Origin of the sequence: Bradyrhizobium sp. WBOS08, assembly GCF_024585125.1 — a bacterium.
Lineage (GTDB): Bacteria > Pseudomonadota > Alphaproteobacteria > Rhizobiales > Xanthobacteraceae > Bradyrhizobium > Bradyrhizobium japonicum_B.
Genome location: NZ_CP028988.1, coordinates 5,752,150 through 5,767,655 on the forward strand (window position 1 = coordinate 5,752,150; position 15,506 = coordinate 5,767,655).

The 15,506-nt window shown below is 64.8% G+C and carries 14 protein-coding genes; 8 read left to right on the top strand and 6 right to left on the bottom strand.

Annotation, left to right across the window (positions count from 1 at the left end):
- Positions 1-140 precede the first annotated feature (140 nt).
- Positions 141-1,835 (bottom strand): methyl-accepting chemotaxis protein, encoded by a 1,695-nt coding sequence (locus DCM80_RS27050; protein WP_257194491.1) that lies wholly within the window; start codon positions 1,833-1,835, stop codon positions 141-143.
- On the opposite strand from DCM80_RS27050, the gene DCM80_RS27055 reads away from it, so the two are divergent.
- On the top strand, positions 1,818-2,135 hold the full coding sequence (locus tag DCM80_RS27055; protein WP_257194492.1) for a hypothetical protein: 318 nt from the start codon (positions 1,818-1,820) through the stop codon (positions 2,133-2,135). The two genes, DCM80_RS27050 and DCM80_RS27055, sit on opposite strands and share 18 nt — an antisense overlap.
- 77 nt (positions 2,136-2,212) lie before the next feature.
- Here DCM80_RS27055 and DCM80_RS27060 read toward each other — a convergent pair whose 3' ends face one another.
- The 3 genes from DCM80_RS27060 to tyrS all read right to left on the bottom strand — a co-directional run bounded on the left by DCM80_RS27060 (position 2,213) and on the right by tyrS (position 5,395).
- Entirely contained in the window at positions 2,213-2,617 is a 405-nt protein-coding gene (locus DCM80_RS27060) for a DoxX family protein (RefSeq protein ID WP_257194493.1), read from the bottom strand.
- Between the two features lie 208 nt (positions 2,618-2,825).
- On the bottom strand, positions 2,826-4,085 hold the full coding sequence (locus tag DCM80_RS27065; protein WP_257194494.1) for an MFS transporter: 1,260 nt from the start codon (positions 4,083-4,085) through the stop codon (positions 2,826-2,828).
- Between the two features lie 56 nt (positions 4,086-4,141).
- A complete protein-coding gene (gene tyrS / locus DCM80_RS27070; protein ID WP_257194495.1) occupies positions 4,142-5,395 on the bottom strand; it encodes a tyrosine--tRNA ligase in 1,254 nt (417 codons plus the stop codon).
- Positions 5,396-5,558: 163 nt separating this feature from the next.
- Between tyrS and DCM80_RS27075 the strand changes: the two genes are divergently transcribed.
- The 3 genes from DCM80_RS27075 to DCM80_RS27085 all read left to right on the top strand — a co-directional run bounded on the left by DCM80_RS27075 (position 5,559) and on the right by DCM80_RS27085 (position 8,568).
- Positions 5,559-6,659, top strand: coding sequence for an anhydro-N-acetylmuramic acid kinase (locus DCM80_RS27075; RefSeq protein ID WP_257194496.1), 1,101 nt, complete (start codon positions 5,559-5,561; stop codon positions 6,657-6,659).
- An 896-nt stretch (positions 6,660-7,555) separates the two neighbouring features.
- On the top strand, positions 7,556-8,233 hold the full coding sequence (locus DCM80_RS27080; protein ID WP_257194497.1) for a glutathione S-transferase family protein: 678 nt from the start codon (positions 7,556-7,558) through the stop codon (positions 8,231-8,233).
- Positions 8,234-8,244: 11 nt separating this feature from the next.
- The gene (locus DCM80_RS27085) at positions 8,245-8,568 is read left to right on the top strand and encodes a multidrug efflux SMR transporter (RefSeq protein WP_257194498.1); all 324 of its coding nucleotides are present in this window, start codon (positions 8,245-8,247) and stop codon (positions 8,566-8,568) included.
- Positions 8,569-8,577: 9 nt separating this feature from the next.
- On the opposite strand, the gene DCM80_RS27090 is transcribed toward DCM80_RS27085, so the two are convergent.
- Both DCM80_RS27090 and DCM80_RS27095 read right to left on the bottom strand, forming a co-directional pair.
- Entirely contained in the window at positions 8,578-9,225 is a 648-nt protein-coding gene (locus tag DCM80_RS27090) for an alpha/beta hydrolase (RefSeq protein WP_024337874.1), read from the bottom strand.
- Between the two features lie 337 nt (positions 9,226-9,562).
- Positions 9,563-10,639 (bottom strand): LytTR family DNA-binding domain-containing protein, encoded by a 1,077-nt coding sequence (locus DCM80_RS27095; protein ID WP_257194499.1) that lies wholly within the window; start codon positions 10,637-10,639, stop codon positions 9,563-9,565.
- Between DCM80_RS27095 and DCM80_RS27100 the strand changes: the two genes are divergently transcribed.
- From DCM80_RS27100 to sufC, 4 genes are all read left to right on the top strand, one after another.
- A complete protein-coding gene (locus tag DCM80_RS27100) occupies positions 10,616-11,851 on the top strand; it encodes an acyltransferase (protein WP_257194500.1) in 1,236 nt (411 codons plus the stop codon). The genes DCM80_RS27095 and DCM80_RS27100 overlap by 24 nt on opposite strands.
- 9 nt (positions 11,852-11,860) lie before the next feature.
- Positions 11,861-13,000 (top strand): cysteine desulfurase family protein, encoded by a 1,140-nt coding sequence (locus tag DCM80_RS27105; RefSeq protein WP_257194501.1) that lies wholly within the window; start codon positions 11,861-11,863, stop codon positions 12,998-13,000.
- A 113-nt stretch (positions 13,001-13,113) separates the two neighbouring features.
- Positions 13,114-14,610 (top strand): Fe-S cluster assembly protein SufB, encoded by a 1,497-nt coding sequence (sufB, locus tag DCM80_RS27110; protein WP_257194502.1) that lies wholly within the window; start codon positions 13,114-13,116, stop codon positions 14,608-14,610.
- 132 nt (positions 14,611-14,742) lie between these two features.
- Positions 14,743-15,495, top strand: coding sequence for a Fe-S cluster assembly ATPase SufC (gene sufC, locus DCM80_RS27115; protein WP_257194503.1), 753 nt, complete (start codon positions 14,743-14,745; stop codon positions 15,493-15,495).
- The last annotated feature ends 11 nt before the right edge of the window (positions 15,496-15,506 follow it).

Consider the following 15,506-nt stretch of genomic DNA (forward strand, 5'->3'; position numbering starts at 1 on the left):
TTTCTCGCGAACAGTCGCAGACGATCGTCATGCCCGGGCTTGTCCCGGGCATCCACGTTCTTCCCTCCGCAGTGTCTGAAACGTGGATGGCCGGGACAAGCCCGGCCATGACGCAAGTGGAGATATTCGCGCGTGAAGGCTTACGCCGCGCGCACGCCGGCCAGGAACGTGCCGACTTCGCCGGAGAGCTGCTCGGCCTGCTTGGAGAGGTTGCTGGCCGCGGCGAGCACCATGCCGGCGGCATTGCCGGTCTCGTTCGCGGCGGTCGAGACGCCGCCGATATTGGTGGTGACCTCCTGGGTCGCCTCCGCGGTCTGCGAGACGCTGCGGGCGATCTCGGCGGTGGCTGCGCCTTGCTGTTCGATCGCGGCGCCGATCGAGGTGGCGATGCGGCTGACCTCCTCGATGGTGGCGGTGATGCCGCCGATGGCGTCCACGGCCTCCCTGGTCGCGCCCTGGATCTGGGCGATCTTGTCGCCGATCTCGCGGGTGGCTTCCGCGGTCTGGCTCGCGAGCGACTTCACCTCGGAGGCGACGACGGCAAAGCCGCGGCCGGCTTCGCCGGCGCGCGCGGCCTCGATGGTGGCGTTGAGCGCGAGCAGATTGGTCTGGGCGGCGATGTTGGAGATCAGCTCGGCGACGTGCTCGATCTGCTGTGCGCCGTCCGACAGCGCGCGCACGATCGTGTCGGTGCGGCGGGCGCTGTCGACCGCGCGTCCGGTGACCTCTGCGGATTGGGCGACCTGGCGGCTGATCTCGGTGATGGAGGAGGAAAGCTCCTCGGCAGCGGCCGCGACGGTCTGGACGCGCTGACTGGCTTCGGTGGCGGCCGAGCCGACCAATGCGGCGCGGCGGTTGGTGCCTTCGGCGGTCGAGGACATCGATTGGGCGGTATGCTCGAGCTCCCCGGAGCCGGAGGCCATCAGGCCGACGAGCTGGCCGACGGAGGCATCGAAGCGATCGGCAAGGGCGATCAGGGCGTCGCGCTTCTCCTGCTCGGTGCGCGTCTTGGTGGCGGCCTGTTCGGCCTCCAGCGCGCGGGCCGTCAAAGCGGTCTGCCTCAGCACCTCGAGCGTCTCGGCCATGCGGCCGATCTCGTCGCCGCGGTCGGTTTCCTCGACCGGCTTGTCGATGGCGCCCGCGGAAATCTCCTGCATGCGGTTCTTCTGGCGCTCGAGCGCGCTGAGCACGTCGCGGGCGATCAGCCAGGACAATGCCGCCATCAGCAGCATCAGGCCGGTGCCGATTGCGGCAAGCTCCAGCGTCAGCGCACGCACGTCGGCGTCGATGTCGTCGACATAGAGGCCGTAGCTGATGGTCGCGTTCCAGGGCGCGAATTTGCGCGCGAATACGGTCTTGCGGACCGGCTCGGTCTGGCCGGGACGGGGGTAGAGATAAGAGGTGACCCCGCCCTGCGCCGTCTGCTCGCCCGCCTTGACAATGGCGTCGGCGATCAGGACGCCGTTGGAGTCCTTGGCGCCGGTGATCTTGCCTTCGAGCTGCTGGTTGGCGCCGTTCACCAGGATCGACGTGTCGGGATTGTAGACGACGGGGTAGCCCTGATTGCCGTTGAAATTCATACGGCGGCCGCGCTGGTGGAACTGAGCCTTGGCATCGGCCAATGTCAGCTTGCCGGCGGTCACCTCGTCCTGAAGCGATTGTGCGTAATTGTAGAGCAACTCGACCGCGGTCCGCATCTGCTGGACGCGATCCTCCATCATGCGGCTCTTGCTCAGCACGGACGATACGCCGATGATGGCCGCGACTGTGAGGGCCGCAAGGCAGACCATGCTGGCAAGCTTGGTGCGGATCGTCAGATGGCTCAGCAGTTTCATCACAGCCCCTACGGAATGGTTATTGCTCGCCTGGGTAGCATGAAGTTCTTACCAATCATGAATGTAGGCATGCGGCGGCCTGCCGGGCGCGCGGCATTTGCAGCCTCATGCGCAATCGTGCAGGCAAATCGCCTTGCCGACCCGGCTCGAGCCCGTCCGGGGGACAGAATCGAATTTGGATTTTGGGATCTAAACAGCCTGGCTGGACCTGCTATGACTCGATTCGTTCATCGCATCATCATGTCCGTGCTGCTCGTCGCGGCCCTCGTTCTGATCTGGAACGTGCTGGGGGCGCGCTGAGACGGCACCGCCGGTCTTGCCGGCGCCGTCCGTTTGCGGGGTCGACGACGGCGCCGCAGCGCCGCGGACCCGGTTCGCTAGGCCTTGCCCATCGCTGCGTCGGCGCTAACCGAGCCGCCGCCGGCTGCCGCGAGATACAGGCAGGCGAAGCAGAACAGGATCGCCGAGGTGCCGCCGTTGAGCAGCGGCAGGAACACCGGCGTCTCGCCCTTGAACATGTGGCCGATGAAATAGGCGAACGCCATTTGACCCGACAGGATGAATGCGGTCAGGCGGGTGAACAGCCCGATCATCAAGAGCGCGCCGAGCACGAGCTCGATTGCGCCCGCCGTCCAGATCAGCGGCGGGATGTTGGCGAAGTAGGGAAGCACCGGAAACTTGAAGATCTTGGCGACGCCGTACTGAAACAGCAAAAGGCCGGTCATGAAGCGAAACAGGCTCAGGAGAACCGGTTGAAAGCGAGTGAGATAAGGAAAGTCCATTGGTTTGCCCTCCATCCAATGCTGTGACTAGGACCGTATTCAGCGCCGCCTCGCAAGCCATCTCAGATCAATTTCGCGCTGACATTTTCGTCATGTCGGACGCGACACCACACGTCCTCCGTTCGCGCCCGAGCGATTGCTTACGGTGTCCGCATGACGTGCGTAATTCCCCGGTGACATCGAGGGGCGCAGGTTACGTCGGGGAAACTCACTCCCGCAAGGCGGGGATGATCAGGAATGGAATCATTCCGAGGATCACGCTCGCAAGTGCGAAAACGAGCAGCAGATTGTAGCCGTGCGTGAAATCGTGGATGAGGCCGCCGCTCCATGAGCCGACGGCGGAGCCGAGGCCGCTGCCGATCGAGATGGTGCCGAAGATCGTGCCGACGCGCTTGCCGCGGAAGATCTTCATCGCGGTCGCCGTGATCAGCGGCCCGCGCGAGCCCATCATGCTGCCGAAGCAGACGACGAAGCCGGTGAGCAGGATGGCATTGGGATAATACTGAAGCAGCCACAGCAGCACGATGCCGAGGATCGAGATGGCGTAGCTGAGCAGCACCGACGGCCGCCGTCCGATCAGCCCGTCGAGTGCGGACACGCCGATCATGCCGAACACGAGCACGACGCCTGAGAACCCCCAGGCGGTCGCCGCCTGGAGCGGCGGGAAGCCGGCGTCGATCAGATAGGCCACGATCTGGGCGGCGATCGCGTACATGCCGACCGCGGTGAAGAAGAAGGTCGAGAACAGCGCCCAGAAGGCGTGGTGGCGCATGGCGCTCGCCAGCGTCCAACCATTGTCGATGAAGCCAGGGTCGCTTCTCTTGGCGACATGCGGCGAGCCGGCGGAAAACATCCGCCAGGGCAGCAGCAGCAGCGGCACCAAGAGGGCGAGCGCGGCAAGGCCGTAGACCTGGTAGGTCTCGCGCCATCCAAGATGGTCGATCAGAAGCTGCGATGCCGGCAGCAGCGCCAGCACGCCGCCGCCCATCGCCGAGTACACCACCGCCATGGCGGTCGGCAGCTTTGGTCCGAACCAGCGGCCGAGCAGGATCGAGTTCGGCACGTTGCCGATGAAGGCAACGCCGATGCCGACGCACAGGCCGATCGAGAGCTGAAACTGCCACAGCGCCTGGGCCCGGCTTGCGATCAGGAAGGCCGAGCCGAGCAGGAGCAGCCCGAGCGCATAGACGACGCGCGGTCCGGAATGGTCGAACAGGCGCCCGACCAGCGGCGCGGTCAGTCCGCTGATCAGCCATGTCAGGGAATAGATCGAGACGACTTGCGCGCGGTCCCAGCCGAAGCTCTCGGAGATCGGCTTGAGGAAGACGGTGAAGCTCTCGCTGAGCCCGCGGCCAAGAACAGCCAGCGTGAAGCACAGGCAGAGCACCACGAGCGCGGTGCGCACCGCCTGCCGCCGCGTGCTTGCGCCCTGTTCCTTGCGTGTTTCGCTGGGCGTGTTCTGATCCATTGCCGTCAGGGAGCGCGCATCCGCGCAGCCTGACAAGCAGCGAAAAGCTCATACGCCTATGCAGGCTTGATCAGGATGTGCTTCTTCTTGCCGAAGGACAGCTTGATCACGCCTTCCGGCGTCAGATTGGCCGCAGAGAGCGCCATCTTCTCGTCGGTGACGGGCGCGTCGTTCACACGCAGGCCGCCGCCCTTGATCTGCCGCCGCGCCTCGCCGTTGGAGGCAACGAGGCCCGCCTTGACGAAGGCGGCGAGCACGCCGAGGCCGGCATCGAGTTCGCCGCGCGGAATTTCCACCGTCGGCAGGCTCTCGGCGAGCGCGCCTTCCTCGAAGGTGCGGCGCGCGGTTTCGGCGGCTTCGTTCGCGGCGTCGCGGCCGTGCAGCAGCGCGGTCGCTTCGGTGGCGAGCACCTTCTTGGCCTCGTTGATCTCCGAGCCGCCGAGCGCTTCGAGCTTCCTGATCTCGGCCATCGGCAGCGTCGTGAACAGCTTCAGGAACTTGCCGACGTCGGCATCCTCGGTGTTGCGCCAATACTGCCAGAAATCGTAGGGGCTGAACTGGTCGGCGTTGAGCCACACCGCGCCTTGCGCGGTCTTGCCCATCTTGGCGCCCGACGCAGTGGTCAAGAGCGGCGTCGTCAACGCGAACAGCTGGTGCGTGCCCATGCGGCGGCCGAGATCGACGCCCATGATGATGTTGCCCCACTGGTCCGAGCCGCCCATCTGCAATTTGCAGCCGGTGCGCTTGGCGAGCTCGACGAAGTCGTAGGCCTGGCAGACCATGTAGTTGAACTCGATGAAGCTCATCTCCTGCTCGCGCTCGAGCCGCAGCCGCACGGAGTCCATGGTGAGCATGCGGTTGACCGAGAAGTGCCGGCCGACGTCGCGCAGCATCTCGATCCAGTTCAGCTTGGTCAGCCACTCCGCATTGTCGAGCATGATGGCGTCGCTCTTGCCGTCGCCATAGTTGAGCACCTTGGCGAACACGCCGCGGATCGAAGCCTTGTTGCCCTCGATCTCGGCGATCGTGCGCATCGCGCGCGTCTCGTCCTTGCCGGAGGGGTCGCCGACCATAGTGGTGCCGCCGCCCATCAGCGTGATCGGCTTGTTGCCGGATTGCTGCAGCCAGTGCAGCATCATCATGGTCAGGAAATTGCCGATATGCAGCGAGCGGGCGGTGCAATCGTAGCCGACATAGGCGGTCGCTTCGCCCTTGGCGGCGAGCGCGTCCAGCCCCTCGAAATCCGAGCATTGGTGGATGAACCCACGTTCCTGCAGGATATTGAGGAAATCCGATTTGAATACAGTCATCTGTCGGCGTGCCCAACAATTCTTGGTTTACTGTTTTGGGGGCAATTTAAGGGTCTTGCATGGGAACCCGACGGCCGCCCGCCACTTGGCGCTGTGGCATTATAAGATGTGCCCCTCAGGCACAAGATCGGCATGCCGGAAGGGGTCTTGAGGACGCTGATCCATGATGTTGACGGCACTCGGTCTGATGAGCGGCACCTCGCTGGACGGGGTGGATGTCGCGCTGATCGAGACCGATGGAAAGCAGGTGAAGGCATTCGGGCCGTCCGGCTACCGGCCCTATCAGCCTGCGGAGCGCAATCTGCTGCGCCAGGCCCTGGGCGAAGCCGTGCATTTGACCCAGCGCGATGCCCGCCCGGGCGTTCTCGCCGAGGCCGAGCGGGCGGTGACGCGAGCCCATGCCGAGGCTGTGGCCAGCTTCCTGACCCAGAACCGCATGAGGCCGGAGGACATCGACATCGTCGGCTTCCACGGCCAGACCGTGCTGCACCGGCCCGAAAAGCGGCTGACGGTGCAGATCGGCGATGCCCCGGCCCTGGCCAAGGCGATCCATATTCCCGTGATGCATGATTTCCGTGCCGCCGATGTCGAGGCCGGCGGGCAGGGCGCGCCCTTCGTCCCGGTCTACCACCGCGCGCTCGCCAATTCGCTGGACCGCGAGGGACCGATCGTCGTGGTCAATATCGGCGGCGTCTCCAACATCACCTATATCGACGGCGACGCTCTGATCGCCTGCGACACCGGCCCCGGCAATGCGCTGCTGGACGATTTCATGTACCGCACCATGAACCAGGCGTTCGACGCGGAAGGAAAGTTCGCAAGCCTCGGCAAGGCCGACGAGGCCTGGATCGCGCGGGCGCTGGAGCTGCCGTTCTTCGCGTTGCCGCCGCCGAAATCGCTCGACCGCAACGACTTTGCTTCGCTCAAGCTCGGCGACGTCGCGCCGGCCGACGGGGCCGCGACCCTGACCGCCTTCACTGCGGCGGCGATCGCCCGAATCATCCCGTTGTTGCCACGGCGGCCGCGGAGCTGGATCGTCTGCGGCGGTGGCGCCCGCAACCTCACCATGCTGCGGATGCTGCGGGAGCGGGTGGGCTCGGCGACCGTCGAGGCCGCCGAGACCCTCGGCTGGGCCTCCGACGCCATCGAGGCGCAGGCCTTCGGCTTCCTCGCCGTCCGCGGCATGAAGGGCCTGCCGCTGTCGTATCCCGCTACCACGGGCGTGCCGATGCCGATGACGGGCGGGGTGATTGCTCGGCCGTGAGGCCCGACTTTCAGCGCAATCATGACGATGTCATTCCCCGCGCAGGCGGGGAATCCAGTACGCCGCGGCTTATCGGTTTCATCACGACGGTCTCTGGAATACTGGATCGCCCGCCTGCGCGGGCGATGACGGTGAGTGTGTGGTGCAGACACGCCATCGCATTCTCGCGGCGCGTTTTGCCCGAGTTGTGCTGCCGTCTTGCGCCCCGTGATTGCCAAAGGGCGCAGGGAAGGCCGGGCGCCGGCGGCACCCGCAGGTCCGTGGGCGTAAGAACGCACACGGGGTGGACCACAGGTGTGCCGGTCGCCCGGCCTTCCCTGCGCGGATGGTTTTAACGGTGTCCTTCGTGCTCTCCTCGGGGAGCGTTGCACTATTGCCCCCGTCGCCTTGCGGCTGATCGATGCGCGTGCCGGTCGGCCGCCGCATCGCCGCAAGCCTTGACGCCAGAACCCCGGGCGTCGGGACCACACGACTTCTCCGTCCGCGGACGATCCCGCCGAATGACCCGAAGGCTTGCGTGTGCTCGCCTCCAGGCATCAACGAGACCGCTGTGACCGCGCCGTGTCGTAAGCACGTTGCGTGAGACTCACGGTTGGGCCGCCCTGTCGCCACACATCCGCGCCGGCGCTGCCGCGTCCACCGCACCCCAGCCCGCATCTCGTGACGATCGCGAAGCGCCCCTCTGGTAGGGCCGGGATGGCGGGTGTATGCCATAAATCCGAAATTCGGAAAAGTGAAATATTTTTGCCGGCAGGGATTGACGATTTTGGGGTGTTTTGCCCGACGCCTGGATGATCGCTGACGTGCGAATTAATGCAGGTGCATTGACCTTGACAGATACATGCAAATGCATCTATATTGGATGCAGTTGCATTAAATCGCGCCGGGATCGCATCATGACCGCCTCACTGAAGCTCATCAGCCACAAGCTTTGTCCCTACGTGCAGCGCGCCGTGATCGCGTTGAAGGAGAAGGGCGTGCCGTTCGAGCGGATCGACATCGATCTCGCCAACAAGCCCGACTGGTTTCTAAAACTCTCGCCGCTCGGCAAGGTGCCGGTGCTGGTGGTGACGACGGAGCAGGGCGAGGTGGCGCTGTTCGAGAGCAGCGTGATCTGCGAGTACATCGAGGAGACGCAAGGCGGCGCCAGGCTGCATCCGGCGGATGCGTTGAAGCGCGCCGAGCACCGTGCGTGGATGGAGTTCGGCTCGGCGATCCTCGGCGATCTCTGGGGGCTGGAGACGACCACGGATCCCGCGACGTTCGAGAGCAAGCGTCAGGCGCTGGTGTCGAAGTTCGCGCGTGTCGATGCCGCGCTTGGCGAGGGTCCGTATTTTGCCGGCGAAGCGTTTAGCTTGGTGGATGCGGTGTTCGCGCCGGTCTTCCGCTATTTCGACCTGTTCGACGAGCTGACCGAGCACGGCATCTTCCGCGATGTGCCGAAGGTCCGCGCGTGGCGCGCCGAGCTCGCGAAACGTCCGAGCGTGCGCACGGCGGTCGGCGCCGACTATCCGCAATTGCTGCGCGCCTTCCTCGTTCGCCACGACGCGCATCTGCTCAAGCTCGCGGCCTGAGCGCAACGCCGATGTCGCAATCCATGGCCTGGCTGATGCTGGTGGTCGCCGGCGCGCTCGATGTCGGCTGGGCGATCTCGATGAAGTATGCAGAAGGCTATACGCGCGTGGGCTGGAGCATCGTTTCGGTGGTGCTGCTCGCTGCCTTCGTTGTCCTGCTCGGGCGCGCCTTGAAGGTGCTCGAGGTCGGCGTCGCCTATTCGGTGTGGACCGGCATCGGTGCTGCCGGCACGTTCATCATGGGCGTCGTGCTGTTCGGCGAGAGCTTGAGCGCGATGAAGCTTGCGGGCATCGCGCTCGTGCTGTTGGGAATCGTTGCGCTCAAGCTGGCTTGAACGGCGCCGTCAGCGCACGTTCGCCAAGCGCATGTCGAGATAGGCCGTGATGGTCTCCATCAGCGGCTCGAGCTTGGCGTCGAAGAAATGGTTGGCGCCGGGGATGATCTGCTGGTCGATCACGATGCCCTTCTGCGTCTTCAGCTTCTCGACCAGCGTGTTGACGTCCTTGGGCGGCACCACCGCATCCTTCTCGCCATGCACGATCAGGCCCGACGACGGGCAGGGCGCGAGGAACGAGAAGTCGTAGAGGTTCGCGGGCGGCGCGATCGAGATGAAGCCCTCGACCTCGGGGCGGCGCATCAGCAGCTGCATGCCGATCCAGGCGCCGAAGGAGAAGCCGGCAACCCAGCAGGCGCGCGCTTCGGGATTGATGGTCTGCGCCCAATCAAGCGCTGCCGCCGCATCCGACAATTCGCCGGTGCCGTGGTCGAACGAGCCCTGGCTGCGGCCGACGCCGCGGAAATTGAAGCGCAGCACCGAGAAGCCGCGATGGGCGAAGGCGTAATAGCACTGGTACACGATCTGATGGTTCATCGTGCCGTGAAACTGCGGATGCGGATGCAGGATCATCGCGATCGGCGCGTTCTTCTGCTTGGCCGGGTGATAGCGACCCTCGAGGCGGCCGGCAGGGCCGGTGAAAATGACTTCAGGCATGGATGTCTCTGATTGAGTCCCTTGAAGGTGATCCCTGCGCAATCGTCCGATTGTGGCTCTGCCCGGCGTCGCCGCCGACGAGAGCACGGGTGAAAGGTGGAGAGGCGCGCCCTCGGATGATGCGCGAGTGGCGCGCAGGTGAACTGACGCGCGCTTCTAACACGAGGCAAGGGTCAAAAAGCAAGCTTCTTCGACATCTCTCAATGGGCTCAAGAGCTTAGCCAGTCATTTCAGTGTCATCTCTGGCTTGCCTGCCAGGACCGAGTCATGGCGGGACTGGCCAAAGCGCGGCAAGTGCCGGCCGTCCAACCGGAAGGCAGCGCTCAACCGTTTGAAATCACGACTGTTTATGGATCGTTGATGGATCGACGGTGGCGATTCCGGCTGGCGCGGTTCGGCTTCCGAGCGAGGCGACTGCCGGCCGGTAACGCCGGCTGCCCGCGAGCGTCTGCCCGTTGTCGAAGGCAAGCTCGAAATCTCCTGATGCCTTGAGGTCGACGCCGCTCACCCGGTCGAGATTGGCGAGCTTGGTCCTGTGAACGCGAACGATGGAGAAGCGCGCCAGCTCGCTTTCCGCTGCTGCCAGCGTGCCCCGGATCAGGTGCCGGGTGCCGTCGGCGAGGTTGTATTCGATGTAGTTGCCGGCTGAGGCGACCCAGAGGATGTCGCGCGGCACCACGCGAATGCGGCTCGTCCCGTCGCGCAGCCAGATCATGTCGGGGGACGAAGGCTGGAGCGGGGAGGGCGGAGGCGCGGGAGCGGCTGCGGCGCTCTTCAACTCACGCCGGCTTTCGAGCAACCAGATCGTGCTGGCGATCAGGACGACGGCCACCGCGTCCTTGCGGAATTCGTACAGGACCGTCGCGAGCGAGAAGCGGAAATCGTAGGCGCCGCCGGCGAGCCAGAGCGCCAGCTTGCGCACCCAGACCATGCCGGTGATGTGGAGGGCGGAGAAGCCGAGGACGGTGATCGCCCCGATGGCCGCGCGGGCGGCAAGGCCGGGGGTCCCGCGCATGCGGCGGACCGCCAGCACCAGGATCGGCAGCAGCAGCAGGATGATCGCGATGCTCGACATCTCCCAGAACAGCCGCCGGCCGATGTCGTAGCTGTCGCCGCGCCAGGCCGCGTCCTGGGCGCCCGAGAATGCATTGACGATTCCGATCGCGAGCGCGACCGCCGCGATCGCAGCGAACGTGGTCCGGTCGCCCCCGCTGATCCCGAAAGGCCCGCTGTTCGTCCCAGCCGCCGGCGGCTCATCCCGTCGCGTCGGATTCTGATCCCAAACCGGCTCGACGCGCGGCGTCGGCGGCGCATTTTCGGTGTCAGCCATTTTCAGTGTCAGCCATGGCCCGGAAACCGCGTTCGTCGTCCCGTCAAGGAGCAGAAAACCATGACAACACCACAGCAACTCCAAAGCTCGGACAGGCGCATCGATCTGGACTGGGTGCGGATTTTAGCCTTCGGGCTGCTGATCTTCTACCACGTCGGCATGCTCTACGTGTCCTGGGGATTTCACATCAAGAGCGTGCACCGGCTGACCTGGCTGGAACCGGTGATGCTGTTCCTGAACCCCTGGCGGCTGTCGCTGCTGTTCCTGGTATCAGGGGTTGCCACCCGCTTCATGCTCGACAAGTCGACCTTGACCGCGCTTGCCGGTGCCCGGTCGACACGGCTGCTGATCCCGCTGGTCTTCGGCATGCTCGTGATCGTGCCGCCGCAATCCTATCTCCAGATCGTCGAGAGCCTCGGCTATCCCGCGGGCTTTCTCGATTTCTATGCCAGGCATTACTTCGCGTTCGGCGTGCAGTTCTGTCCGACCCCGTGCATCGTGCTGCCGACCTGGAACCATCTCTGGTTCGTGGTCTATCTGTGGGTCTACACGATGGCCTTGATTGGCGTACTCGCGCTGTGGCCGGCCGGCGCTGACTGGCTTGGCCGCAAGCTGGCCGTCGTGCTCGCCGGGCCATGGCTCTTGATCGTGCCCTGCGCGTTGTACGTGGCCTGGCGCCTGGTGTTGTTTCCGGCCTTCCCGTCGACCCATGCGCTGTTCGGCGACTGGTACAACCACGCCGATCACGCCACCGCCTTCCTGATCGGTTTCCTGCTGGCGAGGCAGGAGGGGATCTGGCGCGAGGTCGAGCGCCAGCGTTGGGCGGCTCTGGCGGCTGCAGCGGCCTGCTTCTCGGCCTTCATCCTGGTTCGCAGCGGACTGTTTGCGCCGTCGCCCGCGCTGAAGTGGGCCGCCGCCTCGGCCTATGGTTGCTACCAATGGCTCGCGATCGCCGCCGTGCTGGGCTTGGCACGACGCCACCTCGCCGCCGATGGCCCGGTGCGGCGCTATCTCACCGACGCGATCTTCCCGTACTACATCGTGCATCAGACCGCGATCATCGTCATCGCCCATGCCCTGCGCGGCAGCGGTCTCCCGGTTGGGGCCGAGGCCTCCATTGTCATCATGGGGACCGCACTCACATGTGTGGCGACCTATGAAATCGTCCGGCGCCTTGTCTGGCTGCGACCGCTGTTCGGATTGCGGGCGCTGCCGCGGATTGTGGCCGCGACGGAGCCGCACCGGCCGGCCCTGGCGCACGCGGCCTCTGATTGGACGGATGGCAAAAGGTGCTAAGAGGGCGAGATGCCGACCCGTGTCTATCTCGACTGGAACGCGACCACGCCGCTGCGGCCCGAGGCCCGGGCCGCGATGGTTGCGGCCTTTGACCTGGTCGGCAATCCCTCGTCGGTCCATGCCGAGGGGCGGGAGGCGCGACGATTGGTGGAGGAGGCTAGAGCCGAGCTTGCCTTGGCAATTGGTGCCTTGCCGCGGAACGTGGTCTTCACCTCGGCGGGAACCGAAGCCAATGCGCTGGCCCTGTCGCCGGGGTTGCGAGGGCCGTCCGGCGGGCCTGTCGAGCGGCTGCTGGTCTCGGCGGTCGAGCACGCCTCGGTGCTGGCGGGAGGCCGGTTCCCGGCGGACAGGATCGGCCTGATCCGCGTCACGCGTTCCGGCGTGGTCGATCTCGAGCACCTGAAGGCACGGCTCGCGGACGGGCCGCCGGCGCTGGTCTCGATCATGGCCGCCAACAACGAGACGGGCGCGCTGCAGCCGGTCGCCGAGGCGGCGCGGATCGTTCACGAGACGGGCGGCTTACTGCACGTCGATGCGATCCAGGCGCTGGGGAAGATCCCGTTCGATATCAAGGCTATGGGCATCGACCTTGCGACCTTTTCTGCGCACAAGATCGGCGGCCCCAAGGGCGTCGGCGCACTGGTCATGGCCGAGGGGATTGCCGGACTGGAGCCGGTGCTGCGAGGTGGCGGGCAAGAGCTCAGCCGTCGCGCCGGAACCGAGAATGTCGCCGGCATCGCCGGCTTTGGTGCTGCCGTGAAAGTCGCGCTTCAGGCTCTGCCGGAGGATGCGGCGCGCATCACAACCCTCAGAATCCGCTTGGAAAACGGCATCCGGGGGATCGCGGACGCAACCATCGTCGCGGGGGACACCGAGCGGTTGCCGAATACCGTCCTGTTCACGGCACCCGGCCTCAAGGCCGAGACGGCCGTGATCGGCTTCGATCTCGAAGGCATCGCCGTCTCCTCCGGCGCGGCCTGCTCCTCGGGCAAGGTCCAGCCCTCCCACGTGCTTTCGGCCATGGGCTTCGACCCCCAGGTGGCGCAGGGAGCGGTGCGTCTCAGTATGGGCTGGTCCACGGAACCAGATGACATCAATAGGGCGTTAGAGGCTTGGCGAAAGCTCGGTAATACCCTACTTAAGGGCTAAGCGATGAAACACGGCTTGAACGGTTCTAAGCCCGTGCTTTCCGCACAGAAATATCGTAATAGTCGACCGAGTTTGATCCACCGCGGTCCTTGAAACCGCGAGCGGAGGATGGAATGCCAGCCGTACAAGAGACGGTCGAGCGCGTGAAGCGCATCGACGTCGACCAGTATCGTTATGGGTTTGAGACCCTGATCGACACCGAGAAGGCCCCCAAGGGGCTGTCGGAAGAGATCGTAAAATTCATCTCGCAGAAGAAGAACGAACCCGACTGGATGCTCCAGTGGCGGCTTGAGGCCTATCGTCGTTGGCTGACCATGCAGGAGCCGACCTGGGCCCGTGTCGACTATCCCAAGATCGACTTCCAGGACCTCTATTACTACGCGGCGCCGAAGCCGAAGAAGACGGTCACCTCGCTGGATGAGATCGATCCGGAGATCCTGAAGACCTACGAGAAGCTCGGCATTCCCTTGCGGGAAGTCGCCATGCTCGAAGGCGTCGAGCCCAAGCCCGGCGAGGAAGATCCGGCGCGCCGCAAGATCGCGGTCGATGCTGTCTTCGATTCGGTCTCGGTTGCGACCACGTTCAAGGCGGAGCTGAAGAAGGCCGGCGTGATCTTCATGCCGATCTCGGAGGCGATCCGCGAGCATCCCGAGCTGGTGCAGAAATATCTGGGCTCGGTGGTGCCGACTTCGGACAATTTCTACGCGACGCTGAACTCGGCGGTGTTCTCCGACGGCTCGTTCGTCTACGTGCCGCCGGGCGTGCGCTGCCCGATGGAGCTGTCGACCTATTTCCGCATCAACGAGCGCAACACCGGCCAGTTCGAGCGCACGCTGATCATCGCCGACAAGGGCGCCTATGTCAGCTATCTCGAGGGCTGCACCGCGCCGCAGCGCGACGAGAACCAGCTGCACGCCGCCGTGGTCGAGCTCATCGCGCATGACGATGCCGAGATCAAATACTCGACGGTGCAGAACTGGTACCCCGGCAATTCCGAAGGAAAGGGCGGCATCTACAATTTCGTCACCAAGCGTGGCGATTGCCGCGGCGCCAATTCCAAGATCTCCTGGACCCAGGTCGAGACGGGATCTGCGATCACCTGGAAATATCCGAGCTGCATCCTGCGCGGCGACAATTCGCGCGGCGAGTTCTACTCGATCGCGATCTCGAACGGCTTCCAGCAGGTCGACAGCGGCACCAAGATGATCCACCTCGGCAAGAACACGTCGAGCCGGATCATCTCCAAGGGCATCGCGGCCGGCAGGTCGCAGAACACCTATCGCGGCCTCGTCACCGCGCATCGGAAAGCGACCGGCGCGCGCAACTTCACGGCGTGCGATTCGCTTCTGATCGGCGACAAGTGCGGCGCGCATACCGTGCCCTACATCGAGGCCAAGAATTCCTCGGCCACGTTCGAGCACGAGGCGACGACGTCGAAGATCTCCGAGGACGTGCTGTTCTACTGCATCCAGCGCGGGCTCAGCCAGGAAGAGGCGGTCGGCCTCGTCGTCAACGGCTTCGTCAAGGACGTGCTGCAGCAGCTGCCGATGGAGTTCGCGGTGGAAGCGCAGAAGCTGATCTCGATCTCGCTCGAAGGCAGCGTCGGTTAGCTCGGACCTCATCCTGAGGAGGCCGCGCAAGCGGCCGTCTCGAAGGATGACGACCGGAAAGATTGTTGGCCTCGCCCTTCGAGACGCGCCTTCGGCGCTCCCTGGGGTGAGGGGATAGATGGAAACAAGACAATGGCTTTGCTTGAAGTGAAAGACCTCAAGGTTCGTGTCGAGGAGCGTGAGATCCTCCACGGGCTGACGCTGACCGTGAATGAAGGCGAGGTGCACGCGATCATGGGGCCGAACGGCTCCGGCAAGTCGACGCTCTCGCACGTCATTGCCGGCAAGCCCGGCTATGAGGTCACCGACGGCCAGATCCTGTTCAAGGGTGAGGACCTCCTGGAGATGGAGCCGAACGAGCGCGCTGCCAAGGGCGTGTTCCTGGCGTTCCAGTACCCGGTCGAGATCCCCGGCGTCGCCACCATGAACTTCCTGCGCACCGCGCTGAATGCCCAGCGCAAGGCGCGCGGCGAGGATGAATTCTCGACTCCTGATTTCCTCAAGAAAGTGCGCGAGGTCTCGAAGTCGCTGAACATTCCGCAGGACATGCTCAAGCGCGGCGTCAATGTCGGCTTCTCTGGCGGCGAGAAGAAGCGCAACGAGGTGCTGCAGATGGCGCTGTTCGAGCCGAGCCTGTGCATCCTCGACGAGATGGATTCCGGCCTCGACATCGACGCGCTGCGCATTGCCGCGGACGGCGTCAACGCGCTGCGTTCGCCCGAGCGTGCGATGGTCGTCATCACCCATTATCAGCGGCTGCTGAACTACATCGTGCCTGACGTCGTGCACGTGATGTCGAAGGGCCGTGTCGTGAAGAGCGGCGGCAAGGAGCTGGCGCTGGAGCTGGAAGCGTCCGGCTACGCCCAGTTCGAGGATGCCGCGTAAGGATTGTTTGC